This window comes from Clostridium sp. OM05-5BH (genome assembly GCF_003481505.1).
GTDB classification, from domain to species: Bacteria; Bacillota; Clostridia; order Lachnospirales; family Lachnospiraceae; genus Otoolea; species Otoolea fessa.
On sequence record NZ_QULJ01000002.1, the window covers coordinates 54299 to 76231 of the forward strand.

General features: G+C 50.2%; 17 protein-coding genes. 14 read left to right on the forward strand and 3 right to left on the reverse strand.

Translation table 11 applies throughout. From position 1 onward, the window contains the following. The first annotated feature begins 19 nt into the window (after positions 1 to 19). Positions 20 to 343, forward strand: a complete 324-nt coding sequence (locus DXB70_RS02785) for a DUF3870 domain-containing protein (protein WP_022359681.1) — start codon at positions 20 to 22, stop codon at positions 341 to 343. A 149-nt stretch (positions 344 to 492) separates the two neighbouring features. On the opposite strand, the gene DXB70_RS02790 is transcribed toward DXB70_RS02785, so the two are convergent. After that, positions 493 to 1899: an amidophosphoribosyltransferase gene (locus tag DXB70_RS02790; protein WP_107000345.1), complete on the reverse strand. Its 1407-nt coding sequence runs from the start codon at positions 1897 to 1899 to the stop codon at positions 493 to 495. Positions 1900 to 2343: 444 nt separating this feature from the next. Between DXB70_RS02790 and DXB70_RS02795 the strand changes: the two genes are divergently transcribed. From DXB70_RS02795 to DXB70_RS02850, 11 genes are all read left to right on the forward strand, one after another. Further along, positions 2344 to 3294, forward strand: a complete 951-nt coding sequence (locus tag DXB70_RS02795) for a polysaccharide deacetylase family protein (protein ID WP_117796355.1) — start codon at positions 2344 to 2346, stop codon at positions 3292 to 3294. Between the two features lie 71 nt (positions 3295 to 3365). Next, the gene (locus DXB70_RS02800) at positions 3366 to 4256 is read left to right on the forward strand and encodes a S8 family peptidase (protein WP_022359678.1); all 891 of its coding nucleotides are present in this window, start codon (positions 3366 to 3368) and stop codon (positions 4254 to 4256) included. 362 nt (positions 4257 to 4618) lie between these two features. Continuing rightward, positions 4619 to 5695, forward strand: a complete 1077-nt coding sequence (gene recA / locus DXB70_RS02805) for a recombinase RecA (protein ID WP_107000342.1) — start codon at positions 4619 to 4621, stop codon at positions 5693 to 5695. Positions 5696 to 5790: 95 nt separating this feature from the next. Beyond that, positions 5791 to 6399, forward strand: a complete 609-nt coding sequence (locus DXB70_RS02810) for a regulatory protein RecX (RefSeq protein WP_107000341.1) — start codon at positions 5791 to 5793, stop codon at positions 6397 to 6399. 220 nt (positions 6400 to 6619) lie between these two features. Continuing rightward, on the forward strand, positions 6620 to 8167 hold the full coding sequence (rny, locus tag DXB70_RS02815) for a ribonuclease Y (protein WP_107000340.1): 1548 nt from the start codon (positions 6620 to 6622) through the stop codon (positions 8165 to 8167). A 597-nt stretch (positions 8168 to 8764) separates the two neighbouring features. Continuing rightward, on the forward strand, positions 8765 to 9562 hold the full coding sequence (gene proC / locus DXB70_RS02825) for a pyrroline-5-carboxylate reductase (RefSeq protein ID WP_022359673.1): 798 nt from the start codon (positions 8765 to 8767) through the stop codon (positions 9560 to 9562). A 55-nt stretch (positions 9563 to 9617) separates the two neighbouring features. After that, a complete protein-coding gene (locus DXB70_RS02830) occupies positions 9618 to 10190 on the forward strand; it encodes an NUDIX hydrolase (protein WP_107000338.1) in 573 nt (190 codons plus the stop codon). Positions 10191 to 10355: 165 nt separating this feature from the next. After that, positions 10356 to 10964, forward strand: coding sequence for a hypothetical protein (locus DXB70_RS02835; RefSeq protein WP_147354034.1), 609 nt, complete (start codon positions 10356 to 10358; stop codon positions 10962 to 10964). 364 nt (positions 10965 to 11328) lie between these two features. Beyond that, on the forward strand, positions 11329 to 12174 hold the full coding sequence (gene xerA, locus DXB70_RS02840; RefSeq protein WP_118468091.1) for a site-specific tyrosine recombinase/integron integrase: 846 nt from the start codon (positions 11329 to 11331) through the stop codon (positions 12172 to 12174). Between the two features lie 135 nt (positions 12175 to 12309). Next, the gene (gene larA / locus DXB70_RS02845) at positions 12310 to 13635 is read left to right on the forward strand and encodes a nickel-dependent lactate racemase (protein ID WP_118570070.1); all 1326 of its coding nucleotides are present in this window, start codon (positions 12310 to 12312) and stop codon (positions 13633 to 13635) included. Then, positions 13635 to 14048 (forward strand): hypothetical protein, encoded by a 414-nt coding sequence (locus DXB70_RS02850; RefSeq protein WP_233430181.1) that lies wholly within the window; start codon positions 13635 to 13637, stop codon positions 14046 to 14048. The genes larA and DXB70_RS02850 overlap by 1 nt, the downstream gene beginning before the upstream one ends. Before the next feature lie 40 nt (positions 14049 to 14088). On the opposite strand, the gene DXB70_RS02855 is transcribed toward DXB70_RS02850, so the two are convergent. Together DXB70_RS02855 and DXB70_RS02860 are read right to left on the reverse strand one after the other, a co-directional pair. Further along, positions 14089 to 14574, reverse strand: a complete 486-nt coding sequence (locus DXB70_RS02855) for a hypothetical protein (RefSeq protein WP_107000334.1) — start codon at positions 14572 to 14574, stop codon at positions 14089 to 14091. A gap of 139 nt (positions 14575 to 14713) precedes the next feature. Beyond that, a complete protein-coding gene (locus DXB70_RS02860) occupies positions 14714 to 18970 on the reverse strand; it encodes a 2-hydroxyacyl-CoA dehydratase (protein ID WP_118672616.1) in 4257 nt (1418 codons plus the stop codon). A gap of 352 nt (positions 18971 to 19322) precedes the next feature. Here DXB70_RS02860 and DXB70_RS02865 point away from each other — a divergent pair, with 352 nt between their 5' ends. Together DXB70_RS02865 and pyk are read left to right on the forward strand one after the other, a co-directional pair. After that, a complete protein-coding gene (locus DXB70_RS02865; protein ID WP_107000332.1) occupies positions 19323 to 20165 on the forward strand; it encodes a hypothetical protein in 843 nt (280 codons plus the stop codon). 160 nt (positions 20166 to 20325) lie between these two features. Next, positions 20326 to 21780, forward strand: coding sequence for a pyruvate kinase (gene pyk / locus DXB70_RS02870; RefSeq protein ID WP_279221245.1), 1455 nt, complete (start codon positions 20326 to 20328; stop codon positions 21778 to 21780). Positions 21781 to 21933: the final 153 nt, after the last annotated feature.

The window sequence follows — 21933 nt, forward strand, 5'->3', positions numbered from 1 at the left end:
GAAAAGGGGAAACGATATAATGTATAAGGATGATACGATTCTGGTTGTAGGTCAGGCGAAACCGAGCAAGGAGGACGCGATTTACAGCCTGCACGGCGAGTTTTATGTGAGTTTTGTAGTAGAACGGGCGACGGGAAAGATTCTTGATTTGGAGTGCAATACGATTTTGTCGGTGACGCGCAATTTTGTTGTGTCGATGCTGCTTGGAAAGAGTTTGAAAACGGATTTGGACGAGATGCAGCAGAGTATCCGGGAAAGGTATTTTGCACTGACTCAGAAGCCGCTCATTGCCTGTCTGAAGGACGCACATAACCGTTATATGATGGTGACAGGGCAGAAGTGATGTGGGTATTGGCGGTGTGCTTGTATAAACTATAAAGGCACGGTGCTGATAAAACGATTGGCAGAGAATTAACAGAATAAAGATGGCAGCTCATCAGCAGAAATTGATGAGCTGCCATTTTGGTTATCATAGAAACGTATTCTACAACATTATTCTTTTCCGTTCCAGCAATACGTACACAGCTTGCACGGTTCCAGGCCAATCGATTCGATTAAATCGTCGAGGCGGTGGAACTGCAGGGAGGTAAAGTTTAAGCGTTTACGGATTTCTTCGACCATTTCCTTATAATTCTGGCTGTCTGGGTTTGCATAATCATCCAGAAGCTCCGGGGAAACATTGTCGCCCTCACGGTCGCGGATGATGCGGCGTGTGATGAGATCCAGCTCGGAATTGGAGCGGGAGAAGTTCAGATATTTACATCCAAACAGCAGCGGCGGACAAGCCGGACGGATATGTACTGCTTTGGCACCGCTCTGATACAGGAATTCGGTTGTTTCGCCGAGCTGGGTGCCGCGGACGATGGAATCGTCGATTAAGAGCAGGCTCTTGTCGCGGATCAGGGCGTCTACCGGGATCAGCTTCATACGTGCGATCAGGTTTCTCTGGCTCTGGGTGGTCGGCATGAAGGAACGCGGCCAGGTTGGGGTATATTTAATGAATGGACGGGCAAATGGAATGCCGGATTCATTGGCGTAGCCGACTGCATGCGCGATACCGGAATCTGGGATTCCGGCTACCAGATCGGCGTCGGACTGATCGCGTTTGGCAAGCATACGACCGCAGTGGTACCGCATTTCCTCGACGTTGATTCCTTCGTAGCAGGAGGTCGGATAACCGTAGTAAACCCACAAGAAAGAACAGATTTTCATTTCCTTGCGAGCCGGGCTGAGTACCTCTACGCCGTCGGCGTTCATGCGGACGATCTCGCCCGGTCCCAGTTCTTTGTAGTCCGTGTATCCAAGGTTGATGTATGCAAAGCTTTCAAAGGAAACACAGAACGCACCATCTTTGCGTCCGATGATCGCCGGGGTACGTCCGAGGCGGTCACGGGAGATATAGATGCCCTCCGGGGTCAGCAGGAGAATGGTCATGGAACCCTTGATTTTTTCCTGTGCCAGTTTCAGACCTTCAACAAGGGAATCTGCCTGACTGATGATGGCGCCGACCAGCTCGGTTGCATTGATCTTGCCGCCGCTCATTTCCATGAAATGAATATGCCCTTTCTTAAATGCTTCCTGAATCAGCTCTTTTTCATTATTGATCTTGCCGACTGTGGTGATGGCATAGCTTCCTAAGTGCGACTGAATTAACAGAGGCTGCGGTTCCATATCTGAGATACAGCCGATGCCCATGTTACCCTGCATTTCATCGACATCGTGCTCAAATTTTGTACGGAACGGGGAATTCTCGATATTGTGGATAGAACGGCTGAAACCGTTTTCTCCATAAACCGCCATACCACCGCGTCGTGTTCCCAGATGGGAATGATAGTCCGTACCAAAAAAAAGATCCAGTGTACAGTTTGTTTTTGATGTGACACCAAAAAATCCGCCCATTTGTTACTTCCTTTCAACTCTTTTGTCAATAAACTCCATGTGTTACGTTGCACGCGTTGTGATGCGTAACGACATCATTTTTATCATATCATATATTAGGCGTATTACACAATATGAAATATTTATTAAAAATACTTATGAATATTCTTTGGAACTGTTTACAGGCACATTTGGGATCGAAAGCGTCATAAGAGAACGTGGCGGCAGCAGGAATTTGCCGTATTTAAATGCGAAGCCACGGCAAATTCCGTTACTGGGCACGTATGCGTGAACACTAACCTTGTCAGAAAAATGTAAGAAGTAAAATGGGACGAAGTGTTCTTAATAAAGGAAGAGTGTGATATAATAAAACCATTGTACGTGAGTATGTCACATGGTCGGCTGTTCCGGATTGCATCGGAATGGCAGAAGAAAAAGAAAACAATTTGGAGGTTTTGGAGCGGTATGAGAAAAACATGGAAAATGAGAGCAGCAGCACTGTTACTTACGGCGGTCTGTACGGTAGGGGCGTCGTTTGCGGCGTATGCGGATGATGTGCCGTCCGGACCGGCATCGGATATGGAGCTGATTCAGAGGCGGGAGCAGGCGTCCGGTTCCCAGAATGAGGCGGGGGATGCACAGACGGCTGCTGGCAGCGAGAATCATGCTGGCGCAGCGGAAGGACAGCAGACAACAGAGAACCAGGAGACAGGAAATAACGGACAGACTGCTTCTGAGACACAGGGAACGGAGCAGGGGGACAGCCAGGTTCCGGATGGAATGGTAGCCAGCGGCGGTCGTTATATCGATCCGAATGCACCGATGGTGGCACTGACCTTTGATGATGGTCCGTATGCCCCGGTTGGAAACCGCATCATGGACTGCGCGGAGCAGTACGGCGGCCGTGTGACCTTTTATGTGGTCGGAAACCGTGTGAATTCCTATAAGAGTGAGATTCAGCGGATGTATGCCAATGGGCATGAGATTGGAAATCACACGCAGGATCACAAGTATCTCCAGAAGTTAGGCGCACAGGAGATTCGTCAGCAGGTGGAGGCCTGCAATCAGGCGGTTGCCGCGATCACAGGCGAGGCACCGAAAACAGTCCGTCTTCCGGGCGGTGGAAAAAACAGCACTGTGCTTGCCAATATCAGCCAGCCGATCGTACTCTGGGATGTGGATACGCTGGACTGGAAGACGCGCAATGCGGCTTCATCGGTGCAGACCGTGTTAAACCAGGTAAAAGATGGCTCGGTGGTTCTGATGCATGAGCTTTACAATGCTTCCGGTGACGCGGCAGTCACGATCATTCCGGCGCTTGTGGAGCGCGGCTATCAGCTGGTGACGGTCAGTGAGCTGGCGCAGTTCCGTGGTGGACTGGCAGGCGGAACCGTCTATTACAGCTTCCACAAATAACAGGCTGCATTCACATACGGCGAAAGCCCCCATATTCTAACAGTAAGGGAAGAATATGGGGGCTTTTTCCTGTGAACCGGGCGAGAGAATGGATTCATTGCAATGAGGCGTACAGACGAGGACTGACAGGAAAAGGCGTCGGGGTGGCGATCCTGGACACAGGGGTATTTCTGCATCCGGATTTGGAAAATTGCGTTTACGGATTTCGGGATTTCCTTAAGAAAAAACAGCAGCCGTATGATGACAATGGGCATGGAACGCATGTGGCAGGGATGATTGCCGGCAGCGGCACGGCGTCGGCGGGACGCTATCAGGGTGTGGCGCCGGGGGCGCAGCTGGTCTGCCTGAAAGTGCTGGATCAGAGGGGAAATGGGTATGTATCGGATGTGCTGGCAGGGCTTCGCTGGGTGCGCCAGAATGGCAGCCAGTACGGGATCCGGATTATCAATATATCGGTTGGCTCCTTTACACCGAAGGGAATGAGCGAAGATTCGGCGTTGGTGCGCGGTGTCGATGCGGCGTGGGATGCCGGGTATGTGGTCGTGGTGGCAGCGGGAAATAATGGTCCAGCCGCGCACACGATCACAACACCGGGGATCAGCCGGAAGGTCATCACGGTGGGATGTGCGGATGATGACCGGGAGGTAGAGGTGGCAGGCAGCCGGATGGTGGACTATTCGGGGCGGGGTCCGACGGACGCCTGTATCTGCAAGCCGGACATTGTGGCGCCTGGATCACGGATTGTGAGCTGTAACCTGCGGCGGAACGGGTACCGTTTTAAAAGCGGGACGTCCATGTCTACGCCGCTTGTCGCGGGGGCGGCGGCGCTTCTGCTGGAGCAGAACCCGGACATGACGAACCGGGATGTGAAGCTTCGCTTTAAAGAGCGGGCAGTGGATCTGGGGCTGCCGCGCAACCAGCAGGGCTGGGGAGCACTGGATATCGGGCGGCTGTTAGAGTAGAAGCGGGGCGGTGCCAGATGACGTGTACAGGCAGGCATTTTTGCAACGGAAGGTTTTGTGTGAACAGTAATGGTGGCAGCGTAACTGTGTCGTACGGAATTTTCCGAACTGAAAATTCCGTACGACACAGTTCGGGTAGCAGCTTTTCTCGGCAAAATAATAGACAGAACCAGCCGGAAAATGATATAATTGTAGATACTTTGAATCGCAGAATCAGGTTATAGATCCGGCAGCATCCTGCAGTGCGTCCGGGGGAAAACCAAAAGAAAACAGTTGACATTTACAGCCGGATCCGCTATGATAGAACTAAATTTAGAACATTTGTTCGTGATTGGCCGCGGAGCGGCGTTTTGGAGGGAAAGATGAATAAAGAAGACAAGCTGAAAGCATTGGATGCTGCGTTGACACAGATTGAGAAAGCATACGGAAAAGGCTCAGTGATGAAGCTGGGTGATTCTGGTGCGAATATGAATATAGAGACGATTCCGACCGGCTCCCTGAGCCTGGATATTGCACTGGGACTGGGCGGTGTTCCGAAGGGACGAATCATCGAGGTATACGGACCTGAGTCCAGTGGTAAGACGACGGTTGCCCTGCATATGGTGGCAGAAGTACAGAAGAGAGGCGGTATCGCTGGATTTATCGATGCAGAGCACGCACTCGATCCGGCATATGCGAAGAAGATCGGTGTTGATATCGATAATCTGTATATCTCCCAGCCGGACAACGGCGAGCAGGCGCTTGAGATTACCGAGACAATGGTGCGCTCCGGTGCGATCGATATCGTGATTGTGGACTCGGTTGCCGCACTGGTTCCGAAGGCAGAGATTGACGGCGAGATGGGTGATTCCCACGTAGGTCTGCAGGCACGTCTGATGTCGCAGGCACTCAGAAAGCTGACCGCAGCAATCAGCCGTTCAAATTGTATCGTTATCTTTATCAACCAGCTGCGTGAGAAGGTTGGTATCATGTTCGGAAACCCGGAGGTTACGACCGGTGGACGGGCACTCAAGTTCTATTCTTCTGTCCGCATGGATGTCCGCCGAATTGAGTCTCTGAAGCAGGGTGGCGAAGTGATTGGAAACCGTGTCCGCATCAAGGTTGTGAAGAACAAGATTGCTCCGCCATTCCGTGAGGCAGAGTTTGATATCATGTTCGGAAAAGGTATTTCCCGTGAGGGCGATATCCTGGATCTGGCGGCGAAGGAGAACATCGTGGAGAAGAGCGGCGCCTGGTATGCTTATGAGGGCAGCAAGATCGGTCAGGGACGCGAGAACGCGAAGAATTTCCTGGCAGCAAATCCGGAAATCTGCCTTGAGATTGAGAACAAGGTACGTGTCAAATACGGACTTTCCGAAGACACGATGGTGCCGGAGGCGTCCAAGGAAGCACCGACGGAGCTTCCGCCGGTAGGAGTGGACGCAGAGGACGAAAAATAGAGCAAAATCCTGTTACAGGGTACATATGTGTGAACAGTGACAGGAAAAGTTACAGCTGGCAGCGTGTGAACTGTAGCTATGAAAAGGGGCTGTATATGCGGATTGAACGCGTAGAATCCCTGGATAAGAGAAAGTGCAAAGTTTTCACGGATGAGGACTTTGCCTTTCTTTTATATAATGGGGAATTAGAAAAATACGGTGTCTGTGAGGGCGCGGTTTTGGAAGAAAGAACGGAGAGGGAGCTTTTGGATCTTTTAAGCCGCCGGGCACATGAGCGGGCGCTGAATCTTTTGAAGGTGCAGGACCGGACGGAAGGAGAAATGTGCCGCCGCCTTTTCCAGGACGGGTATCCGGATTCGATCGTGCAGGAGACGATTGGATTTTTGCAGGAATATCATTTTGTGGACGATGCCAGATATGCGGCGAATTACCTGCAGGTTCATGGAAAGCGGAAAAGCCAGGCGGAATTGAAGCTTTACCTGCAGCGAAAAGGCATATCGCGCGAGATCATCCGGGAGCAGCTGGAAGAGACAGAACATGATTCGGGCGAGGCAATCCGCGTCTTGCTTGAGAAGAAGCATTACAGGGCGGGAGAGACAGCGCCGGAGGAGGAAAAAAAGATCATTGCCTATCTGATGAGGCGGGGATTTTCATGGGAAGATATCCGGAGAGAGATGAAGGAGCAGGAGGATGCACTTAGTTGACTTTCAGGCGCAGAGTCATTTACCAAAGATAATTTTGAATGGATTTTGTTTCATGACTGTGAACGTGCAAATGTATTATGAAACAGAACAGAATGCTGTCTGAAGGTGTCTCAGGAAGCTGGTTAGGAAGCGCTTATTCTGCTTGACATACTGTATAAAACCGTTTAAAATTATAGTATTGTATTTTCGTACAATGAAAACTAAATAAGGAGGTGCTCCTGTGTCACAAGTAATAATTGCGGTTATCGTTACAGGTGTTATTGTAGCAGCTATTACTTGGGTCGTTGCGAACCAGCATCGCCAGAAGACATATGAGGCGAAGATTGGAAGCGCAGAAGAACGATCCAGGGAAATAATAGATGAAGCATTGAAAATTGCTGAGACAAAGAAGCGAGAAGCTCTCCTTGAAGCGAAGGAAGAGTCGTTAAAGACAAAGAATGAGCTTGAGAAAGAAACAAAGGAAAGAAGAGCTGAGCTTCAGCGCTATGAAAGACGTGTACTGAGCAAAGAAGAAAACCTGGACAAAAAAGCAGAAGCGATGGAAAAGCGTGAAGCGGGTATGAATGTCAAGGAGGAGGCACTCAAGAGAAAGACTGCGGAGGCAGAGGCTCTCTATGAGAAAGGTATGCTGGAACTGGAGAAGATCTCCGGTTTAACCTCTGAACAGGCAAAGGAATATCTGCTGCGTTCCGTGGAAGAAGATGTAAAGCATGATACGGCGAAGCTGATCAAAGATCTCGAGGCGAAAGCGAAAGAGGAAGCAGAGAAGAAAGCCAAGGATTATGTGGTGACAGCGATTCAGCGCTGTGCTGCGGATCATGTGGCTGAGACAACCGTATCAGTCGTACAGCTTCCGAATGATGAGATGAAGGGACGAATTATCGGACGTGAGGGAAGAAATATTCGTACACTGGAGACTCTGACGGGCGTGGAACTGATCATCGACGATACGCCGGAGGCAGTTGTCCTGTCTGGCTTCGATCCAATCCGGAGAGAGGTAGCGCGTATTGCACTGGAACGTCTGATTGTGGATGGACGGATTCATCCAGCCAGAATCGAAGAGATGGTAGAGAAGGCACAGAAAGAAGTGGAAAACATGATGCGCGAAGAGGGCGAAGCGGCTCTTCTGGAAGTTGGCATTCATGGTATCCATCCGGAACTTGTCAAGCTGCTTGGTAAGATGAAATTCCGGACAAGTTACGGTCAGAATGCATTGAAGCATTCGATTGAGGTTGCACAGTTAGCCGGACTTCTGGCGGCTGAGGTGGGCGTCGATGTACGGACCGCCAAACGTGCAGGTTTATTACATGATATTGGAAAGGCAGTCGATCACGAGCAGGAGGGAACCCACGTAGAACTGGGTGTGGCGCTTTGTAAGAAGTACAAAGAGTCCGCAACCGTTATCAATGCAGTGGAAGCCCATCACGGCGATGTAGAGCCACAGAGCTTGATTGCATGTCTGGTACAGGCAGCTGATACGATTTCAGCGGCACGTCCAGGTGCGAGACGAGAGACTCTGGAAACATATACCAACCGTCTGAAACAGCTGGAGGATATCACGAACTCCTATAAGGGTGTTGATAAATCCTACGCAATTCAGGCAGGTCGTGAGGTGCGTATCATGGTTGTACCGGAACAGGTCAGCGACGATGATATGGTTCTGATGGCGAGAGAGATTTCAAAGCGGATTCAGGAAGAGTTACAGTATCCGGGACAGATCAAGGTCAATGTAATCCGTGAATCGAGAGTTACCGAGTACGCCAAATAAAACCCGGCAGCAGGGCTGCATGGAGTAAACTTGAGCATGAAAATAAAAGTCTTATGGATGAAGATACATTACATTCATAAGACTTTTTTGTTTCATGGGAAATTGCGTCCTATGAAACAAAAAAACGCTCCGCGAGGATGCGCACTCGCGCGAAGAAGAAACATGTCGCAAGCGACCGCGCGAGACGCCCGAATGTGCCAAGGCACATTCTTTACATCTTTTTTGAGAGAGAAAGAAAAACAGAAAAATACAGGTTTTTTTCATGAAGCGGAAAACGGAAACTCTGTTTTTCGGACAGACTGAAAATTTGCATGAGCAGGGTAAAATAAAGGATCGTGAGCGTGAAGGCAGGCGGAGAAATTTTGCTTGCAAACTGTCCAAAAGACGAGTATTATAGCATGATAGAGTTGAAAAATAGTGATTATTTAGCAGCTTCATGCATTTATTGTGGCGTAATGGTAAGAAGATTGAACCGTTATCAAGATGCTGAATAGAAAGCCAGATGTGGCTGTTGGAAAGAGCAGCTGCAGTCAGACAACAAATGGAGGCTCATCCGGCAGGGAAGTGCCGGATGGCATATGGAGGGAGACAAAGATTATGGCGAAAATTGGTTTTATCGGAATGGGAAATATCGGCTATGCGATCATGCGAAGCCTGCTGAACAAATATAAAACGGAAGACATCACTTTTACGGATCTGAACCGCCGGAGAGTGGCACAGATAGAGAAAGAGACAGGTGTCAAGGCGGTTGACACAAACCAGGATTGTGCGGAAAATGCAAAATATATCGTATTAGCTATAAAACCGCAGTTTTATGACAATGTACTGGCAGATATCAAGGACCATGTAACGAAAGAAAATATTATTATTTCGATTGCACCGGGTATCACGATTGACAGTGTCAACGAGAAGCTGGGCGGTGACCGCCGTATCGTGCGTGCGATGCCGAACACGCCGGCGCTGATCGGCGAGGGTATGACAGGTGTCTGCTACGACAAGAAGCTGTTTGAAGAGACAGAAAAGCAGATGATCAGCAATTTCTTTGAATCTTTTGGTATGATGGAGATCGTTCCGGAATATATGATGAATGCGGTTGTATGTATCAGTTCCAGTGCACCGGCATACATCTATATGTTCATCGAGGCGCTGGCAGATGCGGGCGTTAAGTACGGCATGCCGCGAGATGTGGCTTACCGGATGGCGGCGCAGGGCGTTGTCGGCAGTGCGAAGATGGTACTCGAGACCGGCAAGCATCCGGGCGCACTCAAAGATGATGTCTGCTCGCCGGGCGGCACGACGATCTATGCGGTCAGCGTCCTGGAGGAGTATGGTTTGCGGAATGCGGTTATCAAGGCATGTGACGCATGCTATGAGAAGTGCATCGACCTGAAATAGTGAAAAAATGTTGAAAAAGAACCCAGAAGGAACCTGGATATAAGGGTGAGAAAATATGGAACAGAAAGTAGAAAAGCAGGCATCGCTGGAGTCCGTGCCGGTCAAACGCCTGAAACGAGAGTTAAAATATCAGGGAACCATCTTGAAAATGTACGAAGATACCGTCGAGGTAAACGGACATCAGGCAAAATGGGATTTTATCCATCATGACGGCGCGGCAGCGGTGCTTCCGGTTACGGAGGATGGAAAGATTCTCATGGTGCGTCAGTACCGCAATGCGCTGGACCGCTATACACTGGAGATTCCGGCTGGTAAGCTGGATTCGCTGGATGAGGCGAAGATTGACTGCGCGTACCGCGAGCTGGAGGAGGAGACGGGCTACCGTTGTGATCATCTGGAATATCTGATGAGCGTCAACACAACGATCGCGTTCTGTGATGAGGCGCTGGATATTTTTCTGGCACGCGATCTCAAGAAAACCCATCAGCATCTTGACCCGGACGAGGAGATTGAGGTAGAGGCGTGGGAACTTTCCGACCTTTTGAAACGGATCTACGCAGGAGAGCTGACGGATGGAAAGACTGTGTCCGCGATTCTGGCGTATGCCTGCAAAGCAGGACAGAAGTAAAAATAAGGATCAGCGAAGCACTGTGAGCATCTGTGATGAAATAAATATATGGATTAAACGCTGAAAGACGCATGAAGCTAACAGCATATAGAGGCAGATATAAAGGCATATTATAAAAAACACTGAATACAGATAAGGTAACAAAGGAATAGGCAGGGATTGCATGTGAAAAGGAGATTCCGGCTTCCGGCTTTAAGTACCTGGGATGTATCAGTGTTTTTTTGGATCCTTGGGATTGTATTGGGGACGATAGCAGCCGTTTGTTTTCAAATTTCGTCCGGGAGCGGACATGCCGGGCTGGAAAGTGTGCTGGCAGCGAGGCTTGGACAAGGAATTGGAGATCCATCGGGTGCCGGTTGGCATCTAAACGCCGGAATGAAGGCAGCCAGCCGGGGAACTTTGTTTTTTCAGGTCTGGCTGCAGCGGTCAGGGATGGCGCTGATGCTGTGGCTGGCAGGTATGACGCCGGTCGCATGTCTGGCTGCGTGGGGGGCTTGTCTCGTCTTAGGTCTGGAGCAGGCATGGCTGCTGGCAGGATTTACTGGCTGGGGCGGTTTTTGGGGACTGCCTGTATTTGTGGCGACGTTATTTCCACAGGTGGTGTTTTATATTCCTGTGTTCTGGCTGCTTCTTTCCTGGGCGCTTGCAAAGGAGAGGCGGATACGGACGGCTGGATTTTTAATCCTTTTATTGGTGCTGGGGATGGGAACTGCGCTGGAAGTGTGGCTGAATCCTGGTTTTGTATCATTACTGGTCTCACACTGCCTATTTTAATGGGGCTGTCCGAATAAAAATATAATTCAAAATTTACAACATATGGGGGTAAAAAAAGTGGACGCACCATATGTTGTATTTTTATGTAAATCAGTCGAAAAATGTAGGAAAAGTGGGGAAAATTATGTTTGATTTTATGGGAAAATGTAGATATAATGATACCTGCGGACGATAAAAGCCCTGTTTGTGGAGAAGAAGGTAAGTTGCAGATAGGGTGAGAAAACCTCAGGAGAATGGATGGTTCAGATGGAGAAATCGATAGGATTACCGCGGAACGATATCTGCCCTGCAGGCTGGGGGTTTGGCAGAAAATGCCGTGAATAAAAGAATGGCGGAAATGGTTACGAGAATAGATTGGGGAAGTATGAGAGGGGAAGTAGACAGATTTGAACAGTACCTGCGGGAGGTAAAACAGGCATCGGAAAATACCGTACAGTCATATCGGAGAGATCTGATGCAGATGATTACTTATCTGGAGGAGAAAGAGATCCGGGAGGCGGCGAAGGTGACAAAGACCAGCCTGCATGGATATATTCTTCATATGGAAGAGCAGGGAAAGGCGGCTACCACCATTTCACGGATGATGGCGGCGATGAAAGCGTTTTTTAATTATGAATGTATGCAGGCATGCATCCGGCGGAACCCGGCGGAAAGTCTGCATGCGCCGAAAGTGGAGAAAAAGGCGCCGGTGGTCCTGAGTGTCGATCAGGTATCAGCGCTTCTGGCACAGCCATCCGGGCAGACACCGAAGGAGATTCGGGACAAGGCGATGCTGGCTCTTTTATATGCGACCGGAATCCGGGTGTCAGAGCTTATAGGGATCCAGATGGAAGATATCAATATGAACATTGGATTTCTGGTCTGTCGCGACGGGGAGAGGGAGCGGACGATCCCATTTGGACGTTCGGCGAAAGCAGCGCTGGAGGAGTATTTGGAACATGCGAGAAACGAGCTGCTGCGTGGAAAGGGATCGGACTATTTCTTTGTCAACTGTACGGGCGGCGCGATGAGCCGGCAGGGATTCTGGAAGATTATCAAATATTACGGCGAGAAAGCCGGGATTGAGGAAGATATCACGCCGCACACGCTGCGCCATTCCTTTGCGGCGCACCTGATTGCGAGAGGTGCAGACATGCGGGCGGTTCAGACGATTCTTGGACATTCGGATATGGCGACGACGCAGATGTATGCGGCGTACCGGGAAGATTGAAAAATATCATATAAATTATAAAAATAAAGCACCTGTTTTGTGAAAGACTTGACAAAACAGGTGCTTTATTATATACTTTAGTGGTTTAAAGCGCAAACGTTTAACGCGGATGAGAAAATGTGAAGGAGAAAGACAATGGAGCAAGTACATTTAAAGTACGGAACGTCGGCGGTCGATTTTGAGATTGACGGTGCGAAGAGTGTAAAATACCTGTATGAAAATAAGATGCGGGTCATTGAAGATATAAAAGCAGAATTTCTGCATTGTGTGACGGATGGTGTGATTGGCACGAAGCCGTTAAAGGAATTGATTGCACCGACCGATCCGGTTACGATCGTGATCAGTGATATGACGCGTTTCTGGATGCGTCAGGACGTGATCTGCGAGCTTCTGGTAAAATATCTGCACGATGAGATGGGCGTGGGATATGACCAGATTGCGGTTGTGGTTGCACTGGGAACACACCGCAAGAATACGGCGGAGGATCGCAGAAAACTTGCAAGCGAGTTTGTCTATGACCATGTAGCGAGCGTGACTGACCATGACTGCGATGCGCCGGATCTGGTATATATCGGTACGACGTCCTTCGGAACGCGTGTATCGGTCAATCCGCTGGCAGTCGGCAGAAAGGTCATCTGCATCGGCGGTACGGTGCACCATCTGATGGCAGGCTACGGCGGCGGAAGAAAGAGCATCGTTCCAGGTATTGCTTCCCGTGAGACGATCCGCATGAACCATGAGCGTGCGTTGGATCCGGAGAAACCGATGACGGATGTGCGTGTCGGCAGCGGTTTGGTGGAGAACAACCCGATCAATCTGGATATGCGCGAGGCAGGTGCCATGGTGCATGTTACGTTCGGTATCAATATCGTGGTAGATACGTCTTCCCGCCACAGCGGTTTATTCTGTGGTGAGTTTGACAAGGCATGGCAGGCAAGCTGCAGTTATGTACAGAAGGGATACGGACTACCGATTGACTATCAGGCAGATGTCGTAATTGCAAGCTGCGGCGGTTTCCCGAAGGATCTGAATTTTTATCAGTCCACCAAGACGCTGTTTAACGCATCGAGAGCGGTCAAAGAGGGCGGTACACTCATTATGCTGGCGGAATGCCCGGAGGGAAGCGGTTCCAAGGATTTCTTCGACTGGATTAAGCCTCTCTCTAAGGGATGCCTGGATGAGGCACTGCGTGCGTCTTTCACCATCGGTGGCTATATTTTCTACGCAGCCTGCGAGTCCATTCGTCGTTCGAAGACGCTGCTTCTGTCTTCCATGGAGCCGGAGCTGGTTCGGGATATGGGCGTAAGATCGTTTAAAGATATGAAGGATCTGCTGGCAGAGGTAGACTTTAACGGAAAAGATGTATATGTAATTCCGTACGGCGGAAGCGTGCTCCCGCAGACAAAGGAAGCCTACGAGCGTATTTGCCGCGAGGCAGAGGAAAATGGAGGCGCGAAGTAATGAATATTCCGCTGCTAATTGTTATTTTATATGTGCTTCTGCTGTTTGGCATCAGTATCTATGTGTCTTACAGCCAGAAAAAGGATTCAGAGAACTTCCTTTTATATAAAGGGAAAAATAATGCGTTTGTCGTGGCAGCTAGTATCGCGGGTCTGGCGATCGGCGGCGCTTCGACGATCGGTATCGCGGAGAACGCTTTTACCGTGGGGCTGTCGGCAGGCTGGTATGATACAGCATGGGCGATCGGCGCGGTTGTTTCTTCTATGCTGGCAGTCCGTTACCTGCGTAGAAGCCAGTACACGACCATCAGCGGTCTTGTAAGGGACCTCTATGGCACAAAGACGAAAATAGAAGAGCCAAAAATAGAAGAGTTTAAAGTAAAAAAGAACGTCAAACCCAAGCGAAAAACTTAGAATTTGACGTTCTTTTTGCATATTTATATTCGATTCGATGCTACTCAACCGTCCCGGCGTCTTTGATATAGGAAATGAAACTCTTCTTGATCGAGGTCACGATTTCTTTGCATTGTGTATATTCTTCGCTGTCGCTGGCATACTGCTCGTCGTAGTGCGGATCCAGAATGAAGATCTTGTTGCCGCAGAAGCCTAAGATGGTGCAGCCGTTTAAATCGCGGTAATGCGTGTCCTCAAATGCGAGAATGCGGAAGAGAAGTCCGCCTCCGTTGGCTTCATAGGCTGTTTTTTCATATACCTCGTAGGAATCCCCGCTCGGAACCATGATGAGTCTCGAAAATGCCTGGGATGGAAGTTTGAATGAAAAATCGTCGGTAATTACTTTGGAGCCGGTCAGCTCGATGGAGAGGTTGTCCGGGTCCTCCTGAGAAAAACTCACAACCTGTGCGGAATAATCAGCTGCATAAGACGGCGTCACGTAGAGAGCCGCAGCCAGAGCCGCGCAGAGGAATAATTTTGATTTCATCCTGAGATCTCCTTTTAGTCTGTCTTTTTGTTCCCCTATATAGAAGATAGGCTATGGAATCCATAGCCTATCTTAAACTCCATATAAATTTATTATATCACAGACGTCTTTAAAAGTCAGCTGGAAATTTTATCCAAAATCATCCAATTCTCGAATCTTTTTTCCCTTCTGACAGGTTCTTCTGTGCGGTGGAAAGCATCAGTTTGATACGATTCAACTGATTGACTTCACTGGCACCCGGATCGTAGTCTACGGCGATGATATTCGCCTCTGGATGGCTGGCGCGCAGTTCCTTGATGACGCCTTTTCCGACGATGTGGTTCGGCAGGCAGCCGAACGGCTGGGTGCAGATGATGTTCGTCGTGCCGCTGTGAATCAGTTCCAGCATCTCGCCGGTCAGGAACCATCCCTCGCCGGTCTGATTGCCGAGGGAAACGTAATGCTTCGCCATCGACGCCAGATCCTGAATCCGTGCAGGCGGAAGGAAATGTGTGCTGCGTTCCAGTTCGCGGCGGCAGGTGCGGCGGAAATACTCCAGCAGGGAGATTCCCATGTTGCACAGGTGTGCGGTGGAACGTTTGCCGCCCAGATTGTCGGCTTTGAAGTTGCTGTTGTAGAAGCAGTAAAGCAGGAAATCAAGCAGATCCGGCATTACAGCCTCGGCACCCTCGGCTTCCAGAAGCTCTACCACGTGGTTGTTTGCTAACGGGGAGAATTTTACCAGGATCTCGCCGACAATGCCAACCCTCGGTTTTTGGACATTGCGTCTTGGAAGTTCGTCGAAGTCATGAACAATACCGCGGATGTTGCGGTTAAACTCTGCCATGGATAAAGAACGTTTCTGCAGTGATTTGATGCAGATTGCTTTCCATTTCTCATGCAGGGCGTTGGCGGAGCCGGCTTTTGCTTCGTATGGGCGGGTCGCATAGAGAACACGCATGAAGAGGTCGCCGTAGACAACCGCCTGCATTGCTTTGGTAAGAAGCGGCAGGGTGATTTTAAAGCCCGGATTCGTCTCCATGCCGTTGGCATTTAACGAGATAACCGGAATCTGCGGCATACCGGCGCGCTCTAAGGCACGGCGGATAAAGCCGATATAGTTGGAAGCACGGCAGCCGCCGCCGGTCTGGCTCATGATAACGGCTGTGTGCTCTAAGTCGTATTTGCCGGAGAGCAGCGCATCCATGATCTGACCAACCACGATCAGGGACGGGTAGCAGGCGTCGTTGTTGACGTACTTAAGTCCTGTGTCGACAGCGGTACGGTCGGAGTTCTGCAGTACCTCCAGGTTGTAACCACAGCTTCGGACTGCCGGTTCGATGAGGTCGAAATGGATCGGCGACATCTGCGGGCAGAGGATTGTGTAGTTTTTCTTCATTTCCTTCGTGAAATAAACACGGCTGTATGCGCTGGAAACGATCGGTTTATGGTAGTGGCGCATCTCGCGCACACGGATTGCGGCGATCAGGGAGCGCACACGGATACGTGCGGCGCCGAGGTTGTTGACCTCGTCGATCTTGAGCAGCGTATAAATTTTGCCGGAGCGGGTCAGAATATCATTGACCTGATCAGTAGTAACTGCGTCCAGACCGCATCCGAAGGAGTTGAGCTGGATCAGATCCAGGTTTGGCTGTGTCTTCACATAGGAAGCTGCCTCGTAGAGGCGGGAGTGGTACATCCACTGGTCGGTGACGATCAGCGGACGGTCAACGCGTCCTAAATGGGAGACGGAGTCCTCGGTCAGCACGGCAAAACCGTAGGAAGTGATGAGTTCCGGAATGCCATGGTTGATCTCCGGATCTACATGGTACGGTCTGCCTGCCAGCACGATGCCGTGGTGTCCGGTTTCTTTTAACCAGGCGATGACTTCCTCGCCCTTCTTTTCCATATCCTGACGGGAGGCGATGAGTTCCTGCCATGCCTTGTGAGCGGCGGCGCGGATCTCTTTCTCCGGGATCGACTGATCCTTGGTAAATTCTTCGACCAGACGTTTTGTCAGGATTTCCTCATTTGTAAATGCCATAAACGGATTCCGGAAATGTACCTTGTGATCCGTCAGGGATTCTACGTTGTTTTTGATGTTTTCCGCGTAGGATGTGACCATCGGGCAGTTGTAGTGATTTCCCGCTTCCGGGGTTTCGTTGCGCTCGTAAGGAACGCACGGATAGAAAATGTAGGTCAGTCCCTGGCGGATCAGCCATTCGATATGACCGTGCGCGAGTTTTGCCGGGTAGCACTCGGATTCGCTCGGGATTGATTCAATACCAAGTTCGTAGATCTGTCTCGTCGATTTCGGGGACAGAACGGTGCGGTACCCCAGTTCCCTGAAGAAGACTGCCCAGAACGGGTAGTTTTCATACATATTCAGGACACGTGGGATGCCGACGGTACCGCGCGGCGCCAGATCGGCGGTCAGCGGTTCATAATCGAACATACGGTGGTATTTATAGTCGAATAAGTTCGGAATGTCTTTTTTCTGTTTGTTGCCGCCCAGTCCGCGCTCACAGCGGTTTCCGGTCACGAACTGACGTCCGCCATCGAAACGGTTGATCGTCAGGACGCAGTGGTTTGTACAACCCTGGCAGCGTGCCATCGTCGTCTTGTAGGTCAGGCTTAAGATCTTGTCGATCGGCAGCATCGTGGTCGTCTTGGAAGCATCGTAGCGCTCACGGGCAATCAGAGCCGCGCCGTAGGCACCCATGATACCGGCAATGTCCGGGCGGACTGCCTCACAGCCGGAGATCTTCTCAAAACTGCGGAGAACCGCATCGTTATAGAAGGTACCGCCCTGTACGACCACGTGTTTTCCGAGATCGGAGGCGTTGGTAATCTTGATAACCTTAAACAGGGCGTTTTTGATGACGGAGTAAGCCAGTCCGGCAGAAATATCTGCGACGGAAGCGCCCTCTTTCTGCGCCTGTTTGACGTTAGAGTTCATGAAAACAGTACAGCGGGTACCGAGGTCGGTCGGATTTTTGGCAAAGAGTGCCTCCTTGGCAAAATCCTGTACGCTGTAATTTAAGGATTTAGCAAATGTCTCGATAAAGGAGCCGCAGCCGGACGAACAAGCTTCGTTGAGCTGTACGCTGTCTACGGTGCCGTCCTTGATCTTGATGCATTTCATATCCTGACCGCCGATATCAAGGATGCAGTCTACATCCGGCTCAAATGCCGCCGCTGCGTAGTAGTGGGAGATCGTCTCGACCTCGCCCTCATCCAGCATCAGGGCAGATTTTAAGAGCGCTTCACCGTAACCGGTGGAGCAGGAATAAGCGATCTGTGCTTTCTCAGGAAGCTGGTCGTGGATCTCCTGCATCGCGCGGATCGCCGTCGCCAGCGGGCTGCCGTTGTTGTTGCTGTAGAAGCGGTATAGAAGAGAGCCGTCCTCGCCGACAAGCGCCACCTTGGTTGTGGTGGAACCGGCGTCAATGCCGAGGTAGCAGTTGCCTTCGTAGGTCGCTAAATCACCTTTTTTGACGTCATGACTTGCATGGCGGGTTCTGAATTTTTCATAGTCAGCTTCATCAGTAAAGAGGGGTTCCATCCGCTTTACCTCGAAATCCATCTTGATGCCGTGGGACAGCCGTTCGATTAGATCGTGCAGGCTGGCAGTCGTCTTCGGATCAGAGTTCATCGCCGCGCCGATCGCCGCAAACAGATGCGAGTGATCCGGGGCAATGATCTGGTCCGTCCCCAGATTCAGGGTGCGGATAAATGCCGCGCGCAGCTCCGAGAGGAAATGAAGCGGTCCACCGAGAAACGCAACATTGCCGCGGATCGGCTTGCCGCATGCCAGACCGCTGATGGTCTGGTTGACAACCGCCTGGAAAATGGAGGCGGACAGATCCTCTTTGGTTGCGCCCTCATTGATGAGGGGCTGGATATCCGTCTTGGCGAAAACGCCGCAACGCGCCGCGATCGGATAGATTGCCTTGTAATTTTTCGCATACTCATTAAGACCGGATGCGTCCGTCTGAAGCAGCGAAGCCATCTGGTCAATAAAAGAGCCGGTACCTCCGGCGCAGATTCCGTTCATACGCTGGTCAATGCCGCCGGTAAAATAAATAATTTTCGCATCCTCGCCGCCAAGCTCGATGGCAACGTCGGTCTGCGGGGCATAATCCTTCAGGGATGTGGCAACCGCTACAACCTCCTGGACAAATGGAATGCCCAGATGCTTAGAAAGTGTTAAACCGCCGGAACCAGTGATGACCGGCTCGACGGTCAGTGCGCCAAGTTTCTCTTCACCCTCACGGAGCAGGTCCGCGAGCGTCTCCTGTATGTTTGCAAAATGACGTTTATAATCGGCGAAAAGAAGCTTACCGCCGTCTTCAATAATAGATACTTTAACCGTTGTGGAACCGATGTCGATTCCTAATTTTTTATAGGAATTCATGTACAATCGGGGCAGTGCCCCTTCCCTCCTTTGTATTACACATGTATTCGGCTATACTTTAACATAGAATAAGGAAGAAAACAATCGGTAGGGTGCGTTAAAAAGATGCTAAAAATGTGCAAAATTTGTTAATATCGCGCATAATGGGAGAAGGGCGTTCCTGTACAAGGAAAGGCATTTTCTGCGTGGAAAATACCGCTTTTTCTGAGTTGGAATGCAGCCATTACAGAGCGCAGGCGGGTACTTTTGGAACCGAATGTGTCGTAAGATAACGTGGTGGAAGCGACAATATAATTTGACAAAGAATCCGCCGCTCTCTATAATGAAAGGAAAACGGCAAAGGATGTGAATTATGAATTTTTTTAGAAAATTAGAGCGCAAATTCGGTCGGTTTGCGATCCCGAATCTGATGTACTATATCATCATGATGTATGCGGCTGGATTTGTGATGAGCCTGTTTAATCCGTATTTTTACGTGCAGTATCTGGCGCTTGATGCAGCGGCGATCCTGCGGGGACAGGTATGGAGAATCGTGACCTTTCTCGTATGCCCGCCTCAGTCGGGCGTCCTCTTTGCGCTGCTCGCGATGTATCTCTATTATTCGATTGGATCGACGCTGGAACGCGTGTGGGGAACCTTCCGATTTAATATGTTTTTCTTTATGGGCGTGCTGGGACACATCATTGCGGCATTCCTGGTGTACGGTGTGACCGGCTTTTCGGTGCCGATGTCCCCGTATTACTTAAATGAATCGCTGTTTCTGGCGTTTGCCTGCACCTTCCCGGAGATGCAGTTCCTTCTGATTTTCATTCCGATCCGGGCGAAATACCTTGGAATGATGTACGGAGCGCTTCTGGTCTACAGTTTCTTAACGGGTGGCATTATCGCGAAAATTGAGATTGTTGTTTCGATGCTCAATTTTATCATTTTCTTCCTGATGACGCGTAACTACCGGAAGATCAGCCCGAAAGAGGCGGTTCGCAAGCAGAAGTTCAAAAACGAGATGCAGAAAGCGCAGATCCAGAAAATTTCCCTGACCCGCCACAAATGCGCGGTCTGCGGACGTACCGAGAAGGACGATCCGAACCTGGAGTTCCGCTATTGTTCGAAGTGTGCGGGAAATCTGGAATATTGCATGGATCATCTGTATACGCACAAACACGTGACCGAAGAAGAATTGAAAGATTCTAAATAGAATCAGGCGGTGGATTGTTTTTTAGCAGGGGAGTAACTGTTCAGCAGGTCTGCGCATTTACTGAACAGTTACGCAGGGGATTTAAATAGGCTGGATAAAGCATACAAAAGAGCCTATAAATGATTCGCTGATGGGAAAATTCTTAAAAAAATGACAGAATATGAGGAGGAATAACGGCATGAAAAAGACAAAGATTGTCTGCACAATGGGACCAAACACCGATAACCGGGAGATTATGAAGGAGTTGGCGTTAAATGGCATGGATGTCGCACGTTTTAACTTTTCGCATGGCGATCATGCGGAGCATAAACATCGTCTGGAGATTCTGGAGAGTGTGCGCGAGGAGCTGGGGATTCCGATCGCATCGCTTCTGGATACCAAGGGACCGGAAATCCGTACCGGCAAATTAAAAGATGGAAAGAAAGTGACGCTGAAAGAGGGCGATCTGTATACGCTGACGACCGAGGAGATCGTGGGTGATGAGACACGCGGCTACATCAACTATGCGGGGCTGGCGGAGGATGTAAAGCCGGGTGACCGCATTCTGATTGACGATGGTCTGATCGAGCTGCACGTGCGTGAGGTCAATGGAACAGATATCGTCTGCCGGATTGAAAATGGCGGCGAGCTGGGCGAGAAGAAGGGTGTCAATGTACCGGGGGTACGTGTCAAGCTTCCGGCGCTGACCGATAAAGATAAGGAAGACATTCGTTTCGGCGTGGATGCAGGCTTTGATTTTGTGGCGGCTTCGTTCGTCCGCAATGCCGATGCGATCCGCGAGATCCGGGCGATTCTGGATGAAAAAGGTTCTGCTATGCAGATTATCGCGAAAATCGAGAATGAAGAAGGAATTGAAAATATTGATTCCATCATTGAGGCGAGCGACGGCATCATGGTAGCCCGGGGCGATATGGGCGTGGAGATACCGGCAGAGAAGGTTCCGCACATTCAGAAGATGATCATCCGCAAGTGTAACTTAGCGTGCAAGGTTGTTATCACGGCGACCCAGATGCTCGATTCAATGATCCGCAACCCGCGTCCGACGCGTGCCGAGGTATCGGATGTGGCGAATGCAGTGTACGAGGGAACCGATGCGGTTATGCTGTCCGGCGAGACTGCGATGGGAAGTTATCCGATCGAGGCAGTCCGCATGATGAGCCAGATCGCCGAGGAGTCGGAGAAATATCTGGATTATATGTTCTACCAGAGAAGAAAGGTATCGGCAGAAAATCTTCGAAATATATCTAATACGGTATGCTATTCATCCGTAGCGACCGCCTCCGATCTGGAAGCGCCGGTCATTGTGGCTCCGAGTGTCAGCGGATTTACGACGAGAATGCTTTCGAAATGGCGTCCGAAAGCATTGATCGCGGGACTTTCCCCGAGCATGACGGCTGTCCGCCAGATGCAGCTCTACTGGGGTGTTAAGCCGTTCCATGCAAAACGCGCTGAATCGACGGATGCACTCTTATTTGCATCGGTGGAACTGCTGAAAGAGAAAGGTATCGTCAAAGAGGGTGAAATTGTGGTTGCAACTGCGGGTGTGGTGACACGTGCCAACCGTCATGAACCGGTAGCCGATACGAATATCATGCGTGTAATTGTGGTAGAGTAGAAACTGGATTCTGCGCCTGAATCTGTGCCCGGTTCATAGATGTATCTGGAAAATGATTCAATTTGTCCGGAGTTTGTGCCCAGGCGGAGAAAACGAGAAAAAATACCGTTACTGTTCACGCATACGTGCCCAGTAACGGAATTTGCCGTGGCT

What these genes read in the sequence shown, in the direction of transcription:
- DXB70_RS02855 (WP_107000334.1), bottom strand. Translation starts at nt 14,574, where the DNA reads ATGAAATCAAAATTATTCCTCTGCGCGGCTCTGGCTGCGGCTCTCTAC.
- DXB70_RS02860 (WP_118672616.1), bottom strand. Translation starts at nt 18,970, where the DNA reads ATGAATTCCTATAAAAAATTAGGAATCGACATCGGTTCCACAACGGTT.
- recA (WP_107000342.1), top strand. Translation starts at nt 4,619, where the DNA reads ATGAATAAAGAAGACAAGCTGAAAGCATTGGATGCTGCGTTGACACAG.
- DXB70_RS02865 (WP_107000332.1), top strand. Translation starts at nt 19,323, where the DNA reads ATGAATTTTTTTAGAAAATTAGAGCGCAAATTCGGTCGGTTTGCGATC.
- xerA (WP_118468091.1), top strand. Translation starts at nt 11,329, where the DNA reads ATGAGAGGGGAAGTAGACAGATTTGAACAGTACCTGCGGGAGGTAAAA.
- pyk (WP_279221245.1), top strand. Translation starts at nt 20,326, where the DNA reads ATGAGGAGGAATAACGGCATGAAAAAGACAAAGATTGTCTGCACAATG.
- DXB70_RS02785 (WP_022359681.1), top strand. Translation starts at nt 20, where the DNA reads ATGTATAAGGATGATACGATTCTGGTTGTAGGTCAGGCGAAACCGAGC.
- DXB70_RS02790 (WP_107000345.1), bottom strand. Translation starts at nt 1,899, where the DNA reads ATGGGCGGATTTTTTGGTGTCACATCAAAAACAAACTGTACACTGGAT.
- DXB70_RS02795 (WP_117796355.1), top strand. Translation starts at nt 2,344, where the DNA reads ATGAGAAAAACATGGAAAATGAGAGCAGCAGCACTGTTACTTACGGCG.
- proC (WP_022359673.1), top strand. Translation starts at nt 8,765, where the DNA reads ATGGCGAAAATTGGTTTTATCGGAATGGGAAATATCGGCTATGCGATC.
- larA (WP_118570070.1), top strand. Translation starts at nt 12,310, where the DNA reads ATGGAGCAAGTACATTTAAAGTACGGAACGTCGGCGGTCGATTTTGAG.
- DXB70_RS02830 (WP_107000338.1), top strand. Translation starts at nt 9,618, where the DNA reads ATGGAACAGAAAGTAGAAAAGCAGGCATCGCTGGAGTCCGTGCCGGTC.
- DXB70_RS02810 (WP_107000341.1), top strand. Translation starts at nt 5,791, where the DNA reads ATGCGGATTGAACGCGTAGAATCCCTGGATAAGAGAAAGTGCAAAGTT.
- DXB70_RS02850 (WP_233430181.1), top strand. Translation starts at nt 13,635, where the DNA reads ATGAATATTCCGCTGCTAATTGTTATTTTATATGTGCTTCTGCTGTTT.